The sequence below is a fragment of the Cognatishimia sp. 1_MG-2023 genome (assembly GCF_030548175.1).
GTDB lineage: Bacteria > Pseudomonadota > Alphaproteobacteria > Rhodobacterales > Rhodobacteraceae > Cognatishimia.
The window spans coordinates 309,653-329,062 of the sequence record NZ_JAUORX010000004.1; the positions used below are offsets into that span (position 1 = coordinate 309,653).

Annotated in this window: 19 protein-coding genes; 6 read left to right on the forward strand and 13 right to left on the reverse strand. The window is 52.5% G+C overall.

The window, feature by feature from the left end; translation table 11 throughout:
• Positions 1-23: 23 nt before the first annotated feature.
• The 6 genes from addA to regB all read right to left on the reverse strand — a co-directional run bounded on the left by addA (position 24) and on the right by regB (position 9,976).
• A complete protein-coding gene (gene addA, locus Q4544_RS09220; RefSeq protein ID WP_303505573.1) occupies positions 24-3,383 on the reverse strand; it encodes a double-strand break repair helicase AddA in 3,360 nt (1,119 codons plus the stop codon).
• Positions 3,380-6,313 carry a double-strand break repair protein AddB gene (addB, locus tag Q4544_RS09225; protein WP_303505574.1) on the reverse strand — a complete coding sequence of 978 codons (2,934 nt, stop codon included), beginning with the start codon at positions 6,311-6,313 and terminating at the stop codon, positions 3,380-3,382. The genes addA and addB overlap by 4 nt, the downstream gene beginning before the upstream one ends.
• Positions 6,306-6,998, reverse strand: coding sequence for a nucleotidyltransferase family protein (locus Q4544_RS09230; protein WP_303505575.1), 693 nt, complete (start codon positions 6,996-6,998; stop codon positions 6,306-6,308). Before Q4544_RS09230 ends, addB begins: the two co-directional genes overlap by 8 nt.
• Complete coding sequence (locus Q4544_RS09235) at positions 6,974-7,996, reverse strand: aminoglycoside phosphotransferase family protein (protein WP_303505576.1); 1,023 nt, start codon at positions 7,994-7,996, stop codon at positions 6,974-6,976. The genes Q4544_RS09230 and Q4544_RS09235 overlap by 25 nt, the downstream gene beginning before the upstream one ends.
• Positions 7,989-8,465, reverse strand: a complete 477-nt coding sequence (gene tsaE, locus Q4544_RS09240; protein ID WP_303505577.1) for a tRNA (adenosine(37)-N6)-threonylcarbamoyltransferase complex ATPase subunit type 1 TsaE — start codon at positions 8,463-8,465, stop codon at positions 7,989-7,991. Before tsaE ends, Q4544_RS09235 begins: the two co-directional genes overlap by 8 nt.
• 116 nt (positions 8,466-8,581) lie before the next feature.
• Positions 8,582-9,976, reverse strand: coding sequence for a sensor histidine kinase RegB (gene regB, locus Q4544_RS09245; RefSeq protein WP_303505586.1), 1,395 nt, complete (start codon positions 9,974-9,976; stop codon positions 8,582-8,584).
• A gap of 171 nt (positions 9,977-10,147) precedes the next feature.
• Between regB and Q4544_RS09250 the strand changes: the two genes are divergently transcribed.
• Together Q4544_RS09250 and Q4544_RS09255 are read left to right on the forward strand one after the other, a co-directional pair.
• Entirely contained in the window at positions 10,148-10,765 is a 618-nt protein-coding gene (locus tag Q4544_RS09250; protein WP_303505587.1) for an SCO family protein, read from the forward strand.
• 76 nt (positions 10,766-10,841) lie between these two features.
• A complete protein-coding gene (locus Q4544_RS09255; RefSeq protein WP_303505588.1) occupies positions 10,842-11,396 on the forward strand; it encodes an ActR/PrrA/RegA family redox response regulator transcription factor in 555 nt (184 codons plus the stop codon).
• A 60-nt stretch (positions 11,397-11,456) separates the two neighbouring features.
• Here Q4544_RS09255 and Q4544_RS09260 read toward each other — a convergent pair whose 3' ends face one another.
• Both Q4544_RS09260 and Q4544_RS09265 read right to left on the reverse strand, forming a co-directional pair.
• Positions 11,457-11,942: a GNAT family N-acetyltransferase gene (locus tag Q4544_RS09260; RefSeq protein ID WP_303505589.1), complete on the reverse strand. Its 486-nt coding sequence runs from the start codon at positions 11,940-11,942 to the stop codon at positions 11,457-11,459.
• A complete protein-coding gene (locus tag Q4544_RS09265) occupies positions 11,939-12,505 on the reverse strand; it encodes an HD domain-containing protein (RefSeq protein WP_407063037.1) in 567 nt (188 codons plus the stop codon). Before Q4544_RS09265 ends, Q4544_RS09260 begins: the two co-directional genes overlap by 4 nt.
• A 404-nt stretch (positions 12,506-12,909) precedes the next feature.
• Here Q4544_RS09265 and Q4544_RS09270 point away from each other — a divergent pair, with 404 nt between their 5' ends.
• From Q4544_RS09270 to Q4544_RS09285, 4 genes are all read left to right on the forward strand, one after another.
• Positions 12,910-13,224: a hypothetical protein gene (locus Q4544_RS09270; protein ID WP_303505593.1), complete on the forward strand. Its 315-nt coding sequence runs from the start codon at positions 12,910-12,912 to the stop codon at positions 13,222-13,224.
• Between the two features lie 94 nt (positions 13,225-13,318).
• A complete protein-coding gene (ahcY, locus tag Q4544_RS09275) occupies positions 13,319-14,713 on the forward strand; it encodes an adenosylhomocysteinase (RefSeq protein WP_303505594.1) in 1,395 nt (464 codons plus the stop codon).
• Between the two features lie 195 nt (positions 14,714-14,908).
• Entirely contained in the window at positions 14,909-15,421 is a 513-nt protein-coding gene (locus Q4544_RS09280) for an outer membrane protein (RefSeq protein ID WP_303505596.1), read from the forward strand.
• 139 nt (positions 15,422-15,560) lie between these two features.
• Positions 15,561-15,902 (forward strand): DUF2853 family protein, encoded by a 342-nt coding sequence (locus Q4544_RS09285; protein WP_303505598.1) that lies wholly within the window; start codon positions 15,561-15,563, stop codon positions 15,900-15,902.
• Positions 15,903-16,200: 298 nt separating this feature from the next.
• On the opposite strand, the gene Q4544_RS09290 is transcribed toward Q4544_RS09285, so the two are convergent.
• The 5 genes from Q4544_RS09290 to tsaD are packed head-to-tail and all read right to left on the reverse strand — an operon-like array spanning position 16,201 to position 19,402.
• A complete protein-coding gene (locus tag Q4544_RS09290; protein WP_303505599.1) occupies positions 16,201-16,596 on the reverse strand; it encodes a DUF1761 domain-containing protein in 396 nt (131 codons plus the stop codon).
• Positions 16,597-16,654: 58 nt separating this feature from the next.
• Positions 16,655-17,074 (reverse strand): EVE domain-containing protein, encoded by a 420-nt coding sequence (locus tag Q4544_RS09295; protein WP_303505737.1) that lies wholly within the window; start codon positions 17,072-17,074, stop codon positions 16,655-16,657.
• Positions 17,074-17,346, reverse strand: a complete 273-nt coding sequence (locus tag Q4544_RS09300) for a YciI family protein (RefSeq protein WP_303505601.1) — start codon at positions 17,344-17,346, stop codon at positions 17,074-17,076. The genes Q4544_RS09295 and Q4544_RS09300 overlap by 1 nt, the downstream gene beginning before the upstream one ends.
• Before the next feature lie 2 nt (positions 17,347-17,348).
• The gene (locus Q4544_RS09305; RefSeq protein ID WP_303505603.1) at positions 17,349-18,308 is read right to left on the reverse strand and encodes an NAD(P)H-dependent glycerol-3-phosphate dehydrogenase; all 960 of its coding nucleotides are present in this window, start codon (positions 18,306-18,308) and stop codon (positions 17,349-17,351) included.
• A complete protein-coding gene (gene tsaD, locus Q4544_RS09310) occupies positions 18,305-19,402 on the reverse strand; it encodes a tRNA (adenosine(37)-N6)-threonylcarbamoyltransferase complex transferase subunit TsaD (RefSeq protein WP_303505605.1) in 1,098 nt (365 codons plus the stop codon). The genes Q4544_RS09305 and tsaD overlap by 4 nt, the downstream gene beginning before the upstream one ends.
• Between the last annotated feature and the right edge of the window lie 8 nt (positions 19,403-19,410).

Sequence of the window (19,410 nt, forward strand, 5' to 3'; positions counted from 1 at the left end):
CCTAGGTACACTATCTAGTGGCGTCAAGATGGATACACGTTTCCAAGGGCCTTCGTCACCAATTCGTGTGGCAGTGGCATAAGCTCGGCGGTCTTTGTCCAAAGCAATGCAGTACTAATCCGACGTCCCGGATAAATCTGCGCCAAAGCATGTGCATAGGCTCCCATTTGCCGTAATAGCCCTTCTGGAACCTGTTCAGGACGTGTCGGCGCGACTGCGTTTGTTTTGAAATCAATTGCGATGATTTCGTCGTCTGTCACGATCAACCGATCCACGGTGCCATGCAGGGTACGATCACCCAATCCAGCCGTTAATGACACTTCCGCCAGTGTTTCAGGTGCGAAAACAGATTTTAAATCAGCGGATTGCAGTACTTTTTCGGCTTCTTGCAGCAAACTGGGCCAACCGTCGTCATCCGGATCTCCACCGTTCTCTAAGATTTTCGGCGCGTATTCCTGCCAGCGGTCTGTAGGCAAATTCGGAAGATGTTCTAACAACAGATGGATTTGCCGCCCACGCTTCTTTGCGGCCTCTTCGTCCAATCCAGCCTCGCCTGCCAGAGCCTTTGCGCCGCCTAAGTCTGACGGGCTAAGTGTTTCCAGCGCGGGTTCAACCACCGGTGCAGGTTTCCAGAAATACGGCGCAAGGTCTGGCATGTCCTTATCCGCGGCCGCTTCACCTTCCTCTACCGGTCCTGACCAATCCCCGTGGGAATATCGCAGCCCTTCGCCAAACCGGAAATCACAAGGCGTAGCCCCCGCCGATTTCATACCGGCCTCGACAATCTGATACCAACTGTCCCCAGCCTTATCGAGATCACCCGCCGCCGCCACGATCAGCCATTTTTCAGCCCGTGTCATGGCCACATACAGTAGGCGCAAACGTTCAGCGCGCTGCGCCTTAACCAATTCTTCACGCGCGTCTGCGATAGTCTTTGGCGCGGTTGCACTGGCGGTATTCCACAAGGACAGTTCGCCGCTTTCGATGATTTGATCAGTGGACCGGATCAGTCGCTTGCCAGTATCAGGCATGATCACGATCGGTGCTTCTAGCCCCTTTGATCCGTGGACCGTCATGACCCGGATTTGGTCACTCGCGCTATCCATCTGGCGTTTGATTTCCAGATCGTCAGTTTCCATCCAAACCAAAAAGCCCGTCAGACTTGGAACAGAGCTACGTTCGTAGGACAGTGCTTGCGATAACAGGGCATTGATCCCATCCTCGGCTTCGTTCCCAAGTCGTGCCAGCAGCTTACGCCGCCCATCATGCCGCGTGAGCACGCGTTCAATCAGATCGTAGGGTCGTAAGAAGTCTGTCTTGCTCATCAAGTCAGACAGAACCGCCATGGTTTCTGGGAATTCGCCGCCTCGGTCCCGCAAAGCTTGCCATAATAACGGCGTTGAACGGCGGTGTGCTAAGTCAAACAATTGCTGTTCTGACCAATTGAACAAGGGGGAGCGCAGGATCGTTGCAAGCGAAAGGCTGTCTTCTGGCGTTGCTAAGAAATTTAGTAATGCGCTCAGGTCTTTAACGGCCATCTCGGCGCCGACCTTCAGGCGGTCCGCTCCGGCAATGGGCAGTTTTGCAGCCTTACAGGCGCGAATGATTTCTTGGAATAAATCCGACCGGCGTTGCACCAATATCAAGAAGTCCCCGGCCCGGACAGGCCGCTGACGGTACAAGCCATCATCCCCTTTTTTCGAAGGAATGGTGACCTTGTCGCGGATCATCCGCTTAATCTCGCGCGCGATGTTTTGGGCCAGATAAACGGTGTGATGGGTCTCGCTTAGACGATCTACAGGATCGTACCAATCACCCTCTTCGGGGCTTTCGCTTTTCTCTACAACAGGCCACAGATCGACCCGTCCGGGAAGGTCCGAGTTGAACGCGATGTGCTGTTCAAAATCGGAATCAGGCCGCACGTTAAAACACGCATCGACAACACGCAGAACCGCGTCAGAGGATCGGAACGAATACTCTAGCTCCAGCGCTTGAAGGGGCTGATCAGCGCCATGCAGGCGTTCGCCGAACTCACGCCGCATCCGGTCAAACTCGGCGGGGTCGGCACCTTGAAAGCTATAGATCGACTGCTTTTTATCACCGACTACAAAGATCGTGCGTTGGGTTTCGTCACGTGCACCAGAGCCGGCGGTGAATTCCTGCGCCAATCGTTCGATCACCTGCCATTGCACGGGACTGGTGTCTTGTGCCTCGTCGACAAGGATGTGGTCGATTCCGCCATCCAGACGGTACAGCACCCATTCCGCCACGGCCTGATCCGACAAAAGGTTTCGGGCACGATGAATAAGATCGTCAAAGTCCAACCACCCAAGCCGTTGTTTGTGGTTTTCGTAAAGGCCAAGGAAACAATGGGCAAAGCGCCAAAGAACCAAACTGCGGCGGGCATTTGCAAGGGCAAGGCGCTGGGCGCGCGCATCCTCTACCCGCATCATTAGCTTTTCGATTTTGGCGATCAAATCAGGATGATCTGTGCGCAGCTTCTTGGTCGGGAACGAACCGATCTTGGCGGTGAAGGGTTCTTTGGCGGTTGCACCGGTCAGGAAGAGGCTTTCGAGCTGGGGCAGGGCATCATACCCGATCCCGGAAAGCGCCGCGAGTTTTTCCGCGGCCTTTGCGTCTGTCTTACCACCTGTTTTCAGGACTTCGATCAAAGCAGCGATCAAGTCCGTTTCGTCCCCTAAAAAGACGTCTCGTTTTATCGTGTCTTCGCTAGTCTCGGGATCAAGGTTGAGCTGCGCAAACAACTCTTCTTGGGAAACAGGGCGCGAGAAAGAGGGCGCATGACGCACGATTTCGGACGTCAGCCTTTCAAAGCTCTCGCCTGTAAAGTGCTGTGCTAAATCAGAAACCAGCGTGGCATCATCACCGTCTGCCATGTCGCCGACGATGTCTTCGCGTAGCAAGGCCGCGGCGCGATCTTCCATCTCTTTGAACAACGGGCTAACACCCGCCTCGAGCGGGAAACGCCGTAACAAAGAAGAGCAGAAAGAGTGGATGGTTTGGATTTTCAATCCGCCCGGTGCTTCAATCGCGCGGGCGAACAAGGTGCGTGCTTCTCGCAGGCGCTGGCCATCAATGATGCCTTCGACACCCAGCTCGATCAGCTCACCGCGTAGGCCATCGTCGTTTTTCATGGCCCAAGCGCCCAACCGCTTGAACAATCGGTTCTGCATCTCTGACGCCGCGGCCTTGGTGTAGGTTAGGCAAAGGATGTGCTGCGGCTGAACGCCCTGCAAAAGCAACCGCGCGACACGGTCGGTTAGAACGCGTGTCTTACCAGACCCGGCGTTGGCAGACAGCCAGGTCGAGGCGTCTGGTCGCGCGGCTTGGACTTGTCGTTCGGTGGCGTCGTCACGCTTCATGTTAAATCCTCTGAAAGCGGTTCGTCCGTGACGTCCCATTCCCCAAACCGTGCAAGCTGATCGTAATCACTGTGATCAGAATCCTTGCGCAGCGCCCGTCGTGAGGTGAAACCTTGTTCCGCATCCAAATAACGGGTGATCAGTTGTTCGAACTCTTCCCAAACCTTCGCGGGTGGAATTTCAACCAAGGGCGCTTCGACGTCTTTTGGGGAATTGCCAAGGCCGATGTAAATCGCTGCCGCGACATCGGCCGCGTCAATATTTTCAAATCCATTCTTCTCCGCCATCGCGGCTTCTAATAGCAGCTGTTTGTCGAAATACAGTTGCTCGTCCTTCGAAGGAGGGGTGCCGGTTTTGTAATCGTAGATCACCAGATCACCCTGAGCATTTCGATCAATGCGATCCGCTGTGCCTTTTAAGGTAAACCCAAGTGACGGAATGTCGGCCTTTGCGCGGCTTTCAAACCCGATGGGACGCGCTGTGTTTTGGCGGCGGATTTCGCCGCTGACAAAATGATCTGCAATGCGATTGATCCTTGCCTTCCATAGTGTTCTAGCAGCGGACCATGGAACGTTTTCGGCCAATACCGTTTCAGAAATCTCCAACAAGTGTTCATGGGTCAAGAGGTTGCGGTCTTGGGTGACGTCTTTGACGAATTGCTCAAGGACTTCGTGGATAACGATACCACGCAGCAGCGCGTCGGGCGACTTCATCAGCGGGTCCATGGGGCGCAGGCGCAAAGTATGCCTTGCGTAAATGGCATAGGGATCGCGGATCAGTTTCTTGATCTCGGTCACAGATAGCTGCAGAGGTCTTGCCGCCAACGGCGGTCGTGGGGAAGGGCGCTTTGCAGGTTCAACCGGAGCAACGGTTTCTAGTGATTGAACCATATCCAACCAATGGACGCCGCGCGCTTTCATTTCAGCTAGGGCGGTTTTCCCGCCTTGCTCTGGCAAACCTTCGAGCAAGTTCATCAGGCGGTTGATCCATCGAGACGGCACGGTTTCAGCCTCGTCCGAGCGTATAGACCGGGTCAGCCAAACCTCTTTCGCGCCAACGGCTTGTTGGAAGTCATGGGCAGACAAACCGATGCGCCGTTCGGGCAGCAGTAAACCAGCATCATGGCGCATTTTTCGGTTTAGCCATGGATCTGGGCTTGGGCTTTCAGGCCAACTGCCTTCGTTCAACCCGCCAAGGATCATTAGGTCTGCACCCTGAACACGCGCCTCTAGCGTACCCCAGATTAGGATGTTCGGGTGTGGCGCGTCGCGGTCACGTACTTCGCCTTGGCCTAGGACGGCACCAAATACATCAGTGTAATCCGATGCCGAAAGTGGGCCCGCGTAGTCTGCGTTTTCGGTTAGATTGTTGACGATCTTCTGTGCTTCGCGGCCCGCTTTTTCCTCCCACAAGCCGCCGGTTCCGTCCGTTGTCGATGAGCCTCGCGCTATATTCTGTGCTAGCAGAAGGTGAGACGCTAACCGATCTGATAAAGCTATAAGCCCCGGCGCTTCTTGATCGCAGAAATGGGTGGTCAGCCACAGCATCCATTCGTCTGCGTCCTTTTGTGCGATGGCCCATGCGGCCAATTGTTCCGCGTCGGGAAATGTGATGCCTTTGCGTCGCAAGTGTAGTTCTAGATCACGGGTCAAGCGCAGGTGGATGTTACGATCCTGCCCAGAATGGGTGAGAGGATGTTTGAGCAGCGTTAAAAGCGCTTCGGAGGTTAGCTTTTGCGTGAAAAGCGCCCCGACATGGCGCAGAAACCGGCCCGGAGGCGATAGCTGAAGCGGCGTACCTGCTGAATCATCCGGCAAAATATCCCAGCGATCAAGGGCTGCTGTGACTTGGCGTGTCAGCATCCGGTCGGGCGTAATCAGGGCAGCTGTCTGGCCAGCTTCTGCGGCTGCTCGTAACCGTAGCGCAATGGCCAATGCTTCTTCCCGCATGGAAGATGCCTCGACCAAAGTTACGTCATGCGTGGCGACATCAATATCGGTCAGCAATGGCCCTTCGGATAGCCATTGGTCTGTGACCGGGGCAGGGCGCAACGCCAAGGATACCAGTTTGTTACGTGCCGGGCGGGGCGGCGGCGATTGCGTCCAACGGTCGACATCCGCGGCAGTTAAGCCAAGTGCAGTGACGACCTTGTGGAACCTGAATTGCGGATGATCCTCGGCGGTTAACGCATCGCTGAGTGTTTCCCAGCCAGACGCAGGCGTATCAAAATCGAAACCAGGCAGAACCAGCGCGCCTTGCGGTAGCTTGGCGATGGCGCGCATCAACAGCATAGTCGTGCCGCGCGAACCAGTGGAGCCTGCTAAGATGATGGGGTGCTGCGGTGGGTGTAGCTCCCAATGTTCTGCGAGACGTTCAACGATCTGGCGCTGACGCGTTTCGCTATCTGGCGCTTGGTGCACCGTTTCAAGAAAGTGACGCGCAATCCCGAAAAACGCTTGCGCGCGCTCCCAGTGGCCAGATTGATCAGATACATCTAAGGCCGAAATCACATCGGGTGACACGCCTTCACCGCTCATTTCATCCATGAGACCAGCGAGGCTATCGGCAAGATCATAGAGTGAGGCGCGAGGCGCTAAGCTAGGTTGTTGCTCTAACAGTCTAGCGATCAACTGGATCAATTCGAAACGACGCCGCAAAGGGTTCACAGCCCGCGGGATGTCTTTGACGGCTATGTCTTGGCCGAGACGGGTGAGTAGGTCGATCTTGGGCAACAAAGTGGGCGGACCTTGATCGAACAAAGTACGCATTCGCCGCGCCATACGTTGGGTGTTGACGATGATTTGCACCTTGGCCATGGCTTCGGGTGGCTGACCAACCATGCGTGCCAAAAGGCCATCCATCAGGGCTTTGGGAAAGTCTGCGCCGGGATCAACGCCAAAGACACGTGGTTGATCAGAGGGTTCAAACACTGCTGCTCTCCAGCATATTTTCCGCCAATGTGATGCCTTCGGGGGTTCCTACATCGCACCACTTGCCGGAGTAGATGACACCGAATAGGCGTCCCGCAGCGTTGATTTCATTCCAAAGGAGGTTAAGCGAAAATGCTGTGTCTTTGATATGTGCAAGGCCGTCTGTTTTCAGAATTTGTATGCCGCCATATACGACGCCAGGGCCACGTGTAAGTGAACCATCTGGCCCAAGAATAAAGTCGCCTTTACCTGGGTGCCCAACCGTATTTTCACAGGGTACACATAGCAACAAGGCGTCCATGATTTCTGGCTTCCAGGCAGCCTTCAAGATTTCGAAAGGGTTCGGACCCTTCCAAATCGCATCGGTATTTGACGTGTAAACAGGGCCATCCCCCAAAGCCGGCAAAGCATTTCGCAATCCGCCGCCGGTTTCTAGAATGTCTGGTTGTTCAACGATTGCTTGAACGCCGAGCGGTGCAAGGTGATCTTGCAGTTGGTTGGTGTGGTAATGCAGGTTCGCAACGATTGGGTTTGGCTGAACTGCCTTTGCCAAATCTAGTGTGTGATCAATCAATGCTTTTCCCGCGACCTTGATCAAAGGTTTGGGTTGGTGCGCGGTTAACGCCCCCATGCGCGTACCGAAACCGGCCGCGAATAACATTAAAGCGTTGGGATGGTCGCGCATTGGTCTTTGAGCCTTTGCATTAAGTCGGCTGTTGGTTTTGGCAGGTCTGATAAGATGCGGTCGGCGACCGTGGACAATGCGGGATGCGCCAAATCACGCTCTAGGTAACCCCAAACGCGCGGCAAGAAATCGACGTAGTGAGGTTTGCCAAAGTGAAGCGATAACCGTGCAAACACACCAATAATTCGCAGATTCCTTTGGGCGCCGAGCACGTGATAAGCAGCATCAAACGCGTCGTGTGGTGTGCAAGTCTGTGTAACGTACCGCTGGATCATGTCGCGTTCTATGTTTTCTGGAACGTCCCGACGCGCATCTTGTAAAAGCGATACAAGATCATAGGCAGGATGGCCTGCCATGGCATCTTGGAAGTCAAGCAAGCCAACACGTGCGACACCGTTGCGTTCAGGCAGCCAAATTAGATTTTCCGCATGGTAATCGCGTTGAATTAAGACAGATGTTTCGGCCGCATATTGGCTAAGTACCTCGGCAAATGCGTGTTCAAAGGCAATCGCTTGTTGTTCATATTGCAGACCCGCCCCGCGACGGTACCAACGCCATGCATGGGCTGCCATCTGAGACATTGTTGTTTGGTCGTATGGTGGCAAATCAGCAGGGGGCGCTGAACGGTGAAGGTCCACCAGAACGTCAATTGCGGCCTCATAGAGGGTATGTTCAAGGTTGGGCTGGGTTTCCATCACGCGCGCAAAAATAGCATCACCCAAATCCTCGAGCAAAAGGAAACCGTGTGTTTGGTCCTGCGCAATAATGGCTGGTGCAGATAGACCTTTGGCTGACAGAAATTCTGCAATCGCGACGAACGGAGTAATATCTTCGCCTTTGTCCGGCGGTGCGTCCATCAGAACGGCTGTATTTCCGTTCTGCATGGTCAATCGCTCATAACGCCGATTAGAAGCATCGCCCGCTAGATTGCCGCGCTTTGCGGTCGGCCATTCAGTTGTGTTTAGAAATGTCTCGATCAGGTTATCGCGTTCAGTCAAAACTTAGGTCTCTCAATCTTGCGCTCCATTTGTCGTCCGTCCAAGACAGAGATAACTGCCGTTCGCCCGGCGTTTCTGTCATTTTTAAAGTCATCGAAAGCGCGGATTTCGGCGCGAGTTCAGCAAGGCGATCTGGCCATTCCACTAGGCAAATCGCGTCTTCGAAGGCTTCTGTCAGGCCAAGTTCAACAACTTCATCGGGGCTTGTTAGCCGGTAAAGATCAGCATGCCACAGGTTGGTGTCGCCGGTTTCGTAAGTCTGAACAAGTGTGAAGGTCGGCGATGGCACATCTTCTGCGTATCCAAGGCGTGCCTGGATAAGAGAACGTGCAAAATGGGTCTTTCCAGCGCCGATGTCGCCGGTCAATAAAATGACATCGCCAGCACCCAGTTTTGGGGCCAGAGTTTGGGCCAAAGCGGCGGTTTGGTCAGGCGAATTTAGTGTAATATTCAAAGGTGCGTGCGACATGTGCAGAGGATACAAGCCATGGGTCGGCCTGCAAGCCTGAAGCGTTAGATCGGCGATAATTTTCACAGCTCGATTTTGCCCATCTGTTAGCCGCTAAAAGGCAGAATCTCAGGTCTTCAATGCGATATGATTGGATTCTGGGCGGATGGCTGTTCGAAACCATCCCCAACCTCCAATTTTTCGCGCAACCAAGACACCTCGACGATCGCACCGCGTTTTGCATATTTTTCGTTGCTGCCGGCAAATGCGTCGGACCCATTCGCAAAACTAAGCTGTGCCCCGGTGCGTTCTAGCAGTGTCTTTGCAATAAATAGGCCTAGGCCCATACCTTCATAACCGGGGCGCTGTTTCCGGTCTTTATCTGATCTGCGATTTCGGACGAATGGATTTCCGATGCGCCCGATCAAATGGGGTGGATACCCTTTGCCATCATCCATAATGCGTACAGTGATGTGATTTTGGGTCCAGTCGGTTTCGACCCAGACATTTTCATGCGCGAAGTCGACCGCGTTTTGAACAAGGTTTCGCAGTCCGTGAATAATTTCTGGCCGACGTAAAACAATCGGAACGCCGCCTTCGGAAGACTGCGTTATGTCTTCGCTGAAACGCAGGCTTTTTCCGCGGTTTAGATGTGGTTCTGCTGCTTCTTCAATGAGTGTCAGAAGTGGGGCGCGTCTGAGCTGTAAGTCATTTTTGCCCGCGCGGCCCATCGACCTTAGAATATCACGGCATCTGTCTGCCTGTTCCCGGATCAAAGCTGCGTCTTCGTGTAGATCTGGCTGTTCGGTCAGTTCTTCCATTAATTCTGCGCTGGCTAGTTTGATGGTGGCAAGTGGTGTTCCTAACTCGTGTGCTGCCGCAGCGACTACGCCCCCTAGGTCAGTCAACTTTTGCTCGCGTGCGAGTGCCATTTGGGTCGCAGCAAGAGCCTCGGACATCGAAGACATCTCTGAAACGACGCGACGTGAGTAAATAGAGGAAAACAGAATTGCGATCACGATACCCGCTAGGTTGCCGTATAAAAAGATATCGGGAATGCGCAAAATAAAGCCTTCTACTGTGCGCAAAGGTAAATGAAACTGCACCATTAGGCCGACCAAAATGATAGCAACTGTCGCCAGTGTGATCGTAGAGCGCACAGTTAGCGTGGCGGCCGAGATGGTGACCGGCCCGACGACGAGGATTGAAAACGGATTGTTCAATCCCCCTGTTAAGAACAGCAAGAAACACAGCTGTAACAGATCAAACAGCAACATTCCGGCATTTTCAGCTTCGGATAGCAATTTGTTCTCTGGAAAAATGTAGGCAGCAATCAGGTTGGCCAGTACCGAGATACCAACGGCTAAGTAACAAAGGCCATAATTTAGCTGAAGATCGAAGAATAGGTGAGCGACGAGAAGTGCGGTTACTTGTCCGAATACGGCAATCCAACGAACGGTTGTAATCGTGCGAAGGCGAATCCAATTGCTGCGCCGGTGCCCTGCGAAAAGATCAGCTGAAAGATCAGACATGTTGCCCCGTCTTGGATGAGTTTCGCTATTGTTATGCCTGTTCAGTGGAATTGACAAATACCTGCGATGGATTGGCGCGCCGGCATGATTGTGATGCCTGCTTGTCTTGCGCCCTTCATGGGGGCAGCGTAACTCTCCGACGAGAAATGGTTATTGGTAAAGGAATTCGGGATGATCCGAACAGTTGCAGCGGTTTCAACAGCAGCGATGATAGCCCTTATGGTTGGCATTTGGTACGCGACGATGAATACTTCAGGTGACGTGTTTGCCCAATGCCGTGCGAGTTCCGTAGCGGGCGGAGCAGGTGCAATTGGCGGACCATTTGAATTGGTGCGCGAAGATGGCGTGACAGTGACTGACGCCGAAGTCATCACAGAACCAACACTGCTATACTTTGGATATACATTCTGTCCGGACGTGTGCCCAATGGACACAGCGCGGAATGCGGAAGTTGTTGAGTTGTTGGAAGAGCGCGGCATAATGACCAATCCAGCAATGATCACGATTGACCCGTCGCGCGACACGCCTGAAGTCTTGGCAGAGTATACGGACTACCTGCATCCTAGAATGATTGGCTTAACTGGTTCAGAAGAGCAGGTGAAAGCAGCTTCGCGTGCCTATAAAACCTATTATAAAAAACAACCTGCCGAGGATGAGTTCTATCTGGTGGACCATTCGACATTTACATATCTGGTTTTGCCAGAGCACGGTTTTGTTGAATATTTCCGGCGAGAGGCCACAGTTGAACAGATGGCGGAAACTGTTTCCTGCTATGTTAAGCAATCGTAATGTGTGTCAGCGTGTTTGACGCTTGGTCCGCTGCAGGATAAACCTAATATAACCTACATGTTTCGGAAGGACGCACATGGCGGAAACCCCACTGAAGCACATCGGCCCTGACAAGTCTTTGTTGTTGGTTGATGATGACGAACCATTTCTGCGGCGCCTCGCTAAAGCTATGGAAAAACGCGGGTTTGAGGTTGAGACAGCAGGTTCTGTTGTCGCCGGCCGCGCCATCGCAACAGCGCGCCCACCTGCTTATGCAGTGATTGATTTGCGCCTCGAGGATGGCAATGGGTTGGATGTTGTCGAAGTTTTGCAAGAAAAGCGCGAAGATTGCCGTGTGGTTGTTTTGACAGGCTATGGAGCCATTGCGACGGCTGTCGCCGCAGTGAAGATTGGTGCGACTGACTACCTTTCTAAGCCAGCTGATGCACAGGATATTGTGAATGCCTTGCTGACGTCAGAGGGCGAGCTTCCCCCGCCTCCGGAAAACCCTATGTCTGCGGATCGAGTGCGTTGGGAGCATATTCAACGTGTTTATGAGCTGTGTGATCGTAATGTGTCTGAAACAGCGCGTCGTTTAAATATGCACCGCCGTACACTGCAGCGAATTTTAGCAAAGCGGAGCCCGCGTTAAGGGTTGCCCTGATTGGGCGATGCCTTCGGCGAAGGTATTTGGGTCAAGAAAAAGCGTGGTTTAGGCCCATAGGTCGTAACGCTTCCAGATTTTATCTACGATTGTGCCATCATCCAGTTCGGCGTTTGCGATCCTTTGGAAGTTTTCAAAGCCACGGCTTTGATAGTAGGCAAGCCCACTGTCGTTATCAGCACGGATAATCGCGTGGATAAAGCGGTAACCATTTTTTTGGGCCGCTTTTTTTGTAGCTTCAAATAAGGCAGAGCCGATCCCGAGACCTGTCGCACCGATTTTAACAAAGCTGGCAATGTCGACTGAGACATTCGTCAAGTCTTTGTGGGGAGCGATCCATTGAAACCCAAGCATTTCGCCAGCGTCATTTTCTGCGAGGTGCCATATGGCGTCGGGTTCTGCCATTCGAAGGCGTAGATCTGATGGCTTAATTGGATTTGTGTAGGCGGTTGTGCCACCCTTCGCAATGATCTGGTTTATCAGGGATGCCATCCCGCTGGCATCTAGGTTACCTGTGCGGCGTACGTGGATCATGACAAATGGCCCAATAGTGCGTTGTGACGTTTAGTGAAATCGGCACGCACTTTGACGGGTGCGCGCAGCGAAATCTCTAGTCCGTCGATTAATTCTGGCTTGGGTTTACCAAAAAACTTGCTGGCTTCTGATTCAGAAAAACCTGCGATCTGAACGGCTTCCATATAGGCGCTGACTTTGTCTGCACGCTTGATTTGCGCTTTTACGGTCTTTGGAATTGCGGCTGGTAAGCCAAACCGAATGTGGATGGCGGCCATTAATCGTTCGTCTAAAGCTTCGTAGCCGGGGCCAACAGCGGCTTTCACGGGTGAAATCATGTCGCCGATCACATACTCAGGCGCGTCGTGTAACAAAGCTGCCAAACGCCATTTAATTGGAGCTTTGGGGTACATCCGGGAAAACAGGGCTTCGACTAAGAGCGAATGTTCGGCCACCGAATAGGGGTAGTCCCCATGGGTTTGCCCATTCCAGCGGGCCACAAAGGCTAACCCATGCGCAATATCTTCGATTTCAATATCAACGGGAGTTGGGTCCAGTAGGTCAAGCCTACGTCCAGACAACATCCTTTGCCACGCGCGCGCCATTGGGAAGCCAGTTCAAGTTTCAAATGCGGTGAGTGTTGTTCAGAAGGTGACCGGTTACAATGAAAATCGTGCCAAAATCACAAAGTTTTCGGCTCGAAAAAAAACGAGGTCATGACCTTGCCAAATTGCCCATATCACAGAGGGGGATCCGTGATATTTCCAACATATTGTGCCACAAATTGGTAACAAACACAACAATCGGCCTTGAAATGCAGGGATTTCCCAAGCACGATTGGGTATCGCGATCACCAATGCCGACTAATCTGTGAAGCCTTGTGCTTTGATAATGTCCGAGCGGATCCCGATATTGAATGCGAGGGGGGCACGAGCTTCCTCCCGCGTGCCTCCCTCTCAGATTTGAACTTTTTGAGAAGGAGATTCTAATGTTCAAACGATTGATGGGCGCCGGGCTCTTGTTCGGCATGGCAGCTACCGCGCCACCCGCGCATGCCGCCAATTGCGCTTTACGGGCAGAGGTCGTGGATCGACTACAAACCAAGTATTCCGAAGCTCTTACGGCAGGCGGTTTGCAGGGAAATAAAAACGTGCAAACGATGGTGGAGGTTTGGGCTTCTGAGAAAACCGGAACCTTTACCGTTATCCTGACGAACCCTCAGGGCATTTCATGTGTTGTTGCGACAGGTACAGATTTCTTCAAACGGGACCTGCCTTTGGCGCCAGATGGCGTAAAAAGCTAACACAGCCGAACATTGCGATGTGGGCCTACCATTGTCGGAAACGGGTAGCAGTGCTATCTGACCCGGGAATTCTTGTGGTAAGGAGCACGGCGAGATGCCGACAGACTACATTGTTAAAGACATCGCTCTGGCAGATTTTGGCCGGAAAGAACTGAATATCGCTGAAACAGAAATGCCGGGCCTGATGGCACTGCGTAAGGAATACGGCGAAAGCAAACCACTTAAGGGCGCCCGTATTGCCGGTTCCCTGCATATGACCATTCAAACAGCTGTTTTGATTGAAACGCTAACTGCGCTGGGCGCAGAAGTGCGTTGGGCGTCGTGTAACATCTTTTCGACTCAGGACCATGCAGCAGCGGCGATTGCTAAATCTGGCGTGCCTGTGTTTGCAATCAAAGGCGAAACCCTTGAAGAGTATTGGGATTATGCGGATCGCATCTTTATGTTCGAAGAAGGTGGCGCAAACCTGATCTTGGACGATGGTGGCGACGCGACCATGTACATTTTGATCGGTGCACGTGTCGAAGCTGGTGAAACAGGTTTGATCGAAGTGCCGACCTCTGAAGAAGAAACAGCGCTCTTTGCTCAGATCAAAAAGCGTTTGGCGGCGAGCCCTGGCTGGTTCACGAAACAACGTGAAATGCTACAAGGTGTTTCCGAGGAAACGACCACAGGCGTGCACCGTCTGTACGAGCTTGTCAAAGAAGGCCAGCTTCCGTTCCCAGCGATCAACGTGAATGATTCCGTGACTAAATCGAAATTCGACAACAAATATGGCTGCAAAGAATCCCTCGTGGATGGCATCCGTCGTGCTACCGACACGATGATGGCCGGTAAAGTTGCTGTCGTTTGTGGTTATGGCGACGTAGGCAAAGGTTCCGCTGCTTCCCTGCGTGGTGCAGGTGCGCGCGTGAAGGTGACCGAAGTGGATCCAATTTGCGCATTGCAAGCGGCCATGGACGGTTTCGAGGTTGTACTGCTCGAAGAAGAAGCGCCACACGCTGACATCTTTATCACGACTACTGGCAATAAAGACGTCATCCGCATCGAGCATATGCGCGCGATGAAAGACATGGCGATCGTTGGCAACATTGGCCACTTTGACAATGAAATTCAGGTTGCCAACCTAAAGAACCACAAGTGGACCAACATCAAAGAGCAAGTTGATATGATTGAGATGCCGTCAGGCAATCGGATCATTTTGCTTTCTGAAGGTCGCTTGTTGAACCTTGGGAATGCGACGGGTCATCCATCTTTCGTGATGTCTGCTTCATTCACCAACCAGGTTTTGGCGCAGATCGAACTTTGGACGCGTGGCGACAACTACGGCAACGAAGTTTACATTCTTCCTAAGCATCTGGACGAAAAAGTGGCGCGTCTGCATCTGGAGCGGATTGGTGTTAAATTGTCCAAACTGGATAAAGAACAAGCCGACTACATTGGTGTGAACACTGATGGTCCGTTCAAGCCGGAACACTATCGCTACTAAGTGATTGCAAATCACATTTTAGGGCTCCGGCATTGCTGGGGCCTTTTTTTCGGCGAGGTTTTGCCTCGTGGGCTAAACGCCGCCGATGCAAACGGGGTGTTTCTTGAATTCGGTCGCACGTTTTCCACTTGATGAAGAAGGAGCCATCTGAGCGCAGGGCTTTGTGGCCAAGGGAATACGTGAAAGGAAATTCAAATGAAGATTATCTATGCGATTGCAGCAGCTGCGGTTGTTGCGACACCTATGGCTGCATCTGCGCAAAGCGTTGATGGTTTACGGTTCGGTCTTGAACTAGGTCTTCAAGATGGGTCATCGAATGCTACTGGTGACGACGAACTATATGGCGCTTTCGTTGGCTATGACGCCAATCTAGGGGCTGGTGTAATTGGCGGTGAACTTGTGTTTCGAGATTCTGACCTAACCGCGTCCAACGGCACAGTATTGAACGACACGATCCAGCTTAAGGCGCGTTATGGCCAAGAGATTGGTGGTGGCCTGCTCTATGGTACTATTGGTCTGGCGAGAGCATCAGCGAGCACCGGTGGTACGGACAACGGCTACTTGGTAGGGGTTGGCTATGAGTACGGCCTGACGGATCAGGTATTTCTGGGTGGCGAACTTCAGTACAGCGAGTTTCAAAACGTCGGTGCGACCAACGCGGATGTCGGTAGCACTAGCATTGCCGTTCGTTTGGGTTACAAGTTCTAAACAAGCATAAACGTGCCGAACAAAATAGATTTCCGGGGAAAAACTCGGGAATCTTTTCCTTTGTGATCGTGAATTTTCGCCCTACAGTTTCGCTACATAGAGGGGTGTTCCCTCGTAAATAGTGACTGGGAGAGTGATAATGGGAAAACGCGACGACTTAATCGCAGTGTATGCAGACGATCTTCGCAACAAATGTGGCATGACGCCAGATATGGATTTGTTGACCAAAGTGACGATTGGGTGCGGCCCAGCGATCTATAATGCGGATGCGTCTACTGTTGCGGCAACCCAACCAGATGAGTTGGAAACCGTAAAAAATAATTTCCTTATTAAGAAATTGGGATTGTCAGATAGCCCGGCTTTGATGGAAGCCATTAATTCAGTAATCGAAACCTATGGCCGTTCAGAGCGCAACAAATACCGTGCGGTTGTCTATTACATGCTGACCAAGCATTTCAACAAAGAGTCGATTTACGGCTAATTGAATTCGGCTCATCCGAAGGCGGGTGAGCCAACCCATCAAAATCATACAAAATCTGAAACGTATTGTCGGCACTTGCAATTTGCGAGGCGCCGCTATTTCACGTATTTGTTGAGCAACAGGCCAGGATGGCCGGGACCTATTGGAATACACGTGTGGTGAGTAGGGAGCACGTGGGGTAACGGGGGTTCTGGCTGAAATGTCCTAACTGGAATCCCCGTTTGCAATAGGTTGAATTGTGCATGGAATCAAAAGGGCCGGGCAATTTGCCCAGCCCAATTCGTGAATATTACGTAGTTCAGAACAACGTCAGAACGATCCCAATCACCGTACATCCGATCGTCGCATATCCGCCATCTATGATGATCAATGTCCGCGGCTTTCCTGCAAAGGTGTAGTTCGTTGCGATCCACGGTGTTGCTAGGAATAGACCGATACCAAGGCCAGAAACCAAGCCTTTTCCAACGGTGTTAATATCCGCCAATGAGAAAACATGGCGCATCATGCCAGCAACAATGATCAAACAGATGATCGAAACGATGTAGGGCATTTTGTCTGTTGAATTGGCTGGTCGACCGTCTTCGCCAACTTCGACGCCTGCGGCGGCCATCCATGGTTTTGCCAGTGTCATGTACCAAACCGCGCCAAAGGCATAAGCAGCAATTGCTGCCGCGATAATGTTAATGAATTCCATATCCCACTCCTGTCCACACTGAGGTGATCTAGAATATGACCAAACCTAGGGGTGTTGGCTAGGAATTTATACCACCCATAGCGGTTATGAGATTCCATTCATCTTCTGAAACAGGCTGAACAGAGAGCCTAGAGTTTCGAACTAGAACCATTTCTGCAAGCTGTGGGTCCGCTTTGATCGTATCTAAAGTGACCGGGTTGGGAACCGTAGCGATTGCTTTGATGTCAACGCATTCCCACCGTGGATCATCTGTAGATGAATCAGGATGTGCCTCTGCAATGACTTCGACGATGCCGACCACGGCTTTTTCTTTTTGAGAGTGATAGAAAAAGCCCTGATCGCCAACTTTCATCTCGCGCATAAAGTTCCGCGCTTGATAGTTTCGTACGCCATCCCATTCTTCGCCGAATTCAGCCTTATCCAACTGGTTCTGCCAGCTCCAAGTGTCGGGCTCAGATTTGAACAGCCAATACCGCATCAGCCCAGAACCTTGTTCCAAGCTGTGATCTCTACGCTGGAAAACAGGTCTGCGGCTTTATAAGGATCCGCGGCGGCCCACGCTTCTGCGGCAGCCATGTCAGGCAGGTTTAGAACAATCATAGATCCGCACATTTCACCCGCATCGTCTAAAAATGGGCCTGCCATTTCGACGGCGTCCGAGGATTTTAAATACGCAACATGGGCGTCGCGATTAGCTTTACGGACCTCTAGGGAGCCGGGTTTATCTTTGGCAATTAATGCAAAACGCATGTTTATTCCTCTTTGGGGGGGCGAGCTAATAGTTGGCCCATAGCCTCGCGCACCTTCAGTTTGCCGTCAAGCAATCCTACAACGGCTTGGGTGATCGGCATTTCAATATTTAGGGCGTTCGTACGATCCAAAGTGGCGCGTGCTGTGGCCGCGCCTTCGACCGTAACGAGCGGGTCAAAATCATCTTCGCGGCCAAGGGACTGCCCGAAGCGATAGTTGCGGGATTGTTCTGATGTGCAGGTAAGCGTCAGGTCACCAAATCCAGAAAGCCCCGCAAGCGTGTCTGGACGCGCACCAAGTGCGAGCGCCATTCGGTTCATTTCGGTGAAACCGCGGGTCATGACTGAGGCACGTGCACTTTCGCCAAGTCCCGCGCCGATGGCTGCGCCGCAAGCGATAGCAATGACGTTTTTAAGCGCGCCGCCAAGTTCGGCACCGATCGTATCGACAGTGCGGTATATACGAAGGTTCGGCGCTTTTAAGGTTTGCTGCAACACTTCGCCGGTTGCGCGATCAGCGCAGGCTAGAGTGAGCGCAGTTGGTAACCCTCTTGCGATGTCTGCAGCAAAACTGGGCCCCGTTAATATTGCAGGGATCGCAGTTGGGTGGACTTCTGCGATAACCGAAGTGGGGCTGAGGCCTGTTGAAAGCTCAATCCCCTTGCAGCATGCGACCAGCATTTTTCCAGCGAGATTAGGAGCTGACTTTAGAACACTGCGTAGCGTTTGTGTTGGTACTGCCAGCAGCACAATGTCTGTGTGAATGTCGTCCAATTCAGATGTGCAATTTAAAAGCTTAGGAAATGGAACACCGGGCAGCCGCGCGGAATTTTCGCGATGTTTCTGCATGTCCAATGCGGCATCAGCATTTCTTGACCACAGCGTTACAGGCGTTTTGCCTAGGGCCATAGAGATCGCCAAAGAGGTGCCGAATGCACCAGCGCCTAGAATACCAATTGTCATGCTTTTGCCCCCTTCTTGCCGCTGCCAAGCATTGCCGGTGCGCGCTTATCCAAGGGCCAGCGAGGTCTTGCTGCGAGGTGCATGTCATCTTGGTGGCCAGCTTGGAAACGCTCAAGCCCAGCATAGGCGATCATGGCCGCATTATCGGTACATAGTTTCAGCGGCGGGGCTGTAAACTGCGTCTGATACTTAGCGCATACAGTCTCTAACCCAGCTCGAATTGCTGAGTTTGCGGCAACACCACCAGCAACTGCGAGGACAGGATTATCGGGGCTCAACGCCAAATACTCTTTCAGTGCGCGCTCTGTTTTCTTTCGCAAAACATCAACAACGGCTTCTTGAAAGGATGCGCAAAGATCAGCGCGATCTTGTTCCGTTAACCCGCCTTTCTCGGCAATGATAGCATCACGAGCGCGCAGTAAAGCTGTCTTAAGGCCAGAGAACGATAGATCACATCCGGGTCTGTCCATGAGTGGGCGCGGAAAGGCAAATCGCTTGGGGTCCCCTGATCGAGCGACTGTTTCAACAGAAGGGCCGCCAGGTTGGGGTAATCCAAGCAGACGGGCAGTCTTGTCAAAGGCTTCACCGGGTGCATCATCAATGGTGCCGCCAAGCCGCGTGAATTCGTCTGGGCCTCTGGCAATCAAAAACTGGCAGTGTCCGCCACTGACCAAAAGCATGAGGTAGGGGTAGGCTACTTGGTCCGTAAGACGCGGTGTCAAGGCGTGGCCAGCCAAGTGGTTCACACCTACAAGCGGTATCCCAAGGCCAGCGGCCAATCCTTTGGCGCACATCACGCCTGACAACACGCCGCCGATTAGGCCAGGTCCCGCTGTCACCGCAATTGCATCAATTTCTGAAAGCTTGATGCCACTTTCGGCCAATGCCTCTTCGACGGAAATATCAAGTTTTTCAGCATGTGCGCGTGCTGCGATCTCGGGCACTACGCCTCCGAATGCAGCATGTAGATCATTCTGACCATGCACGACGGAGGATAATATTTCAGGCGCTGTACCCGTGGATTTACGCACGATGGCGGCCGCTGTATCGTCACAGCTGCTTTCCAAACCCAAGATTGTAAGCGTTTCGCTCATACCCAATA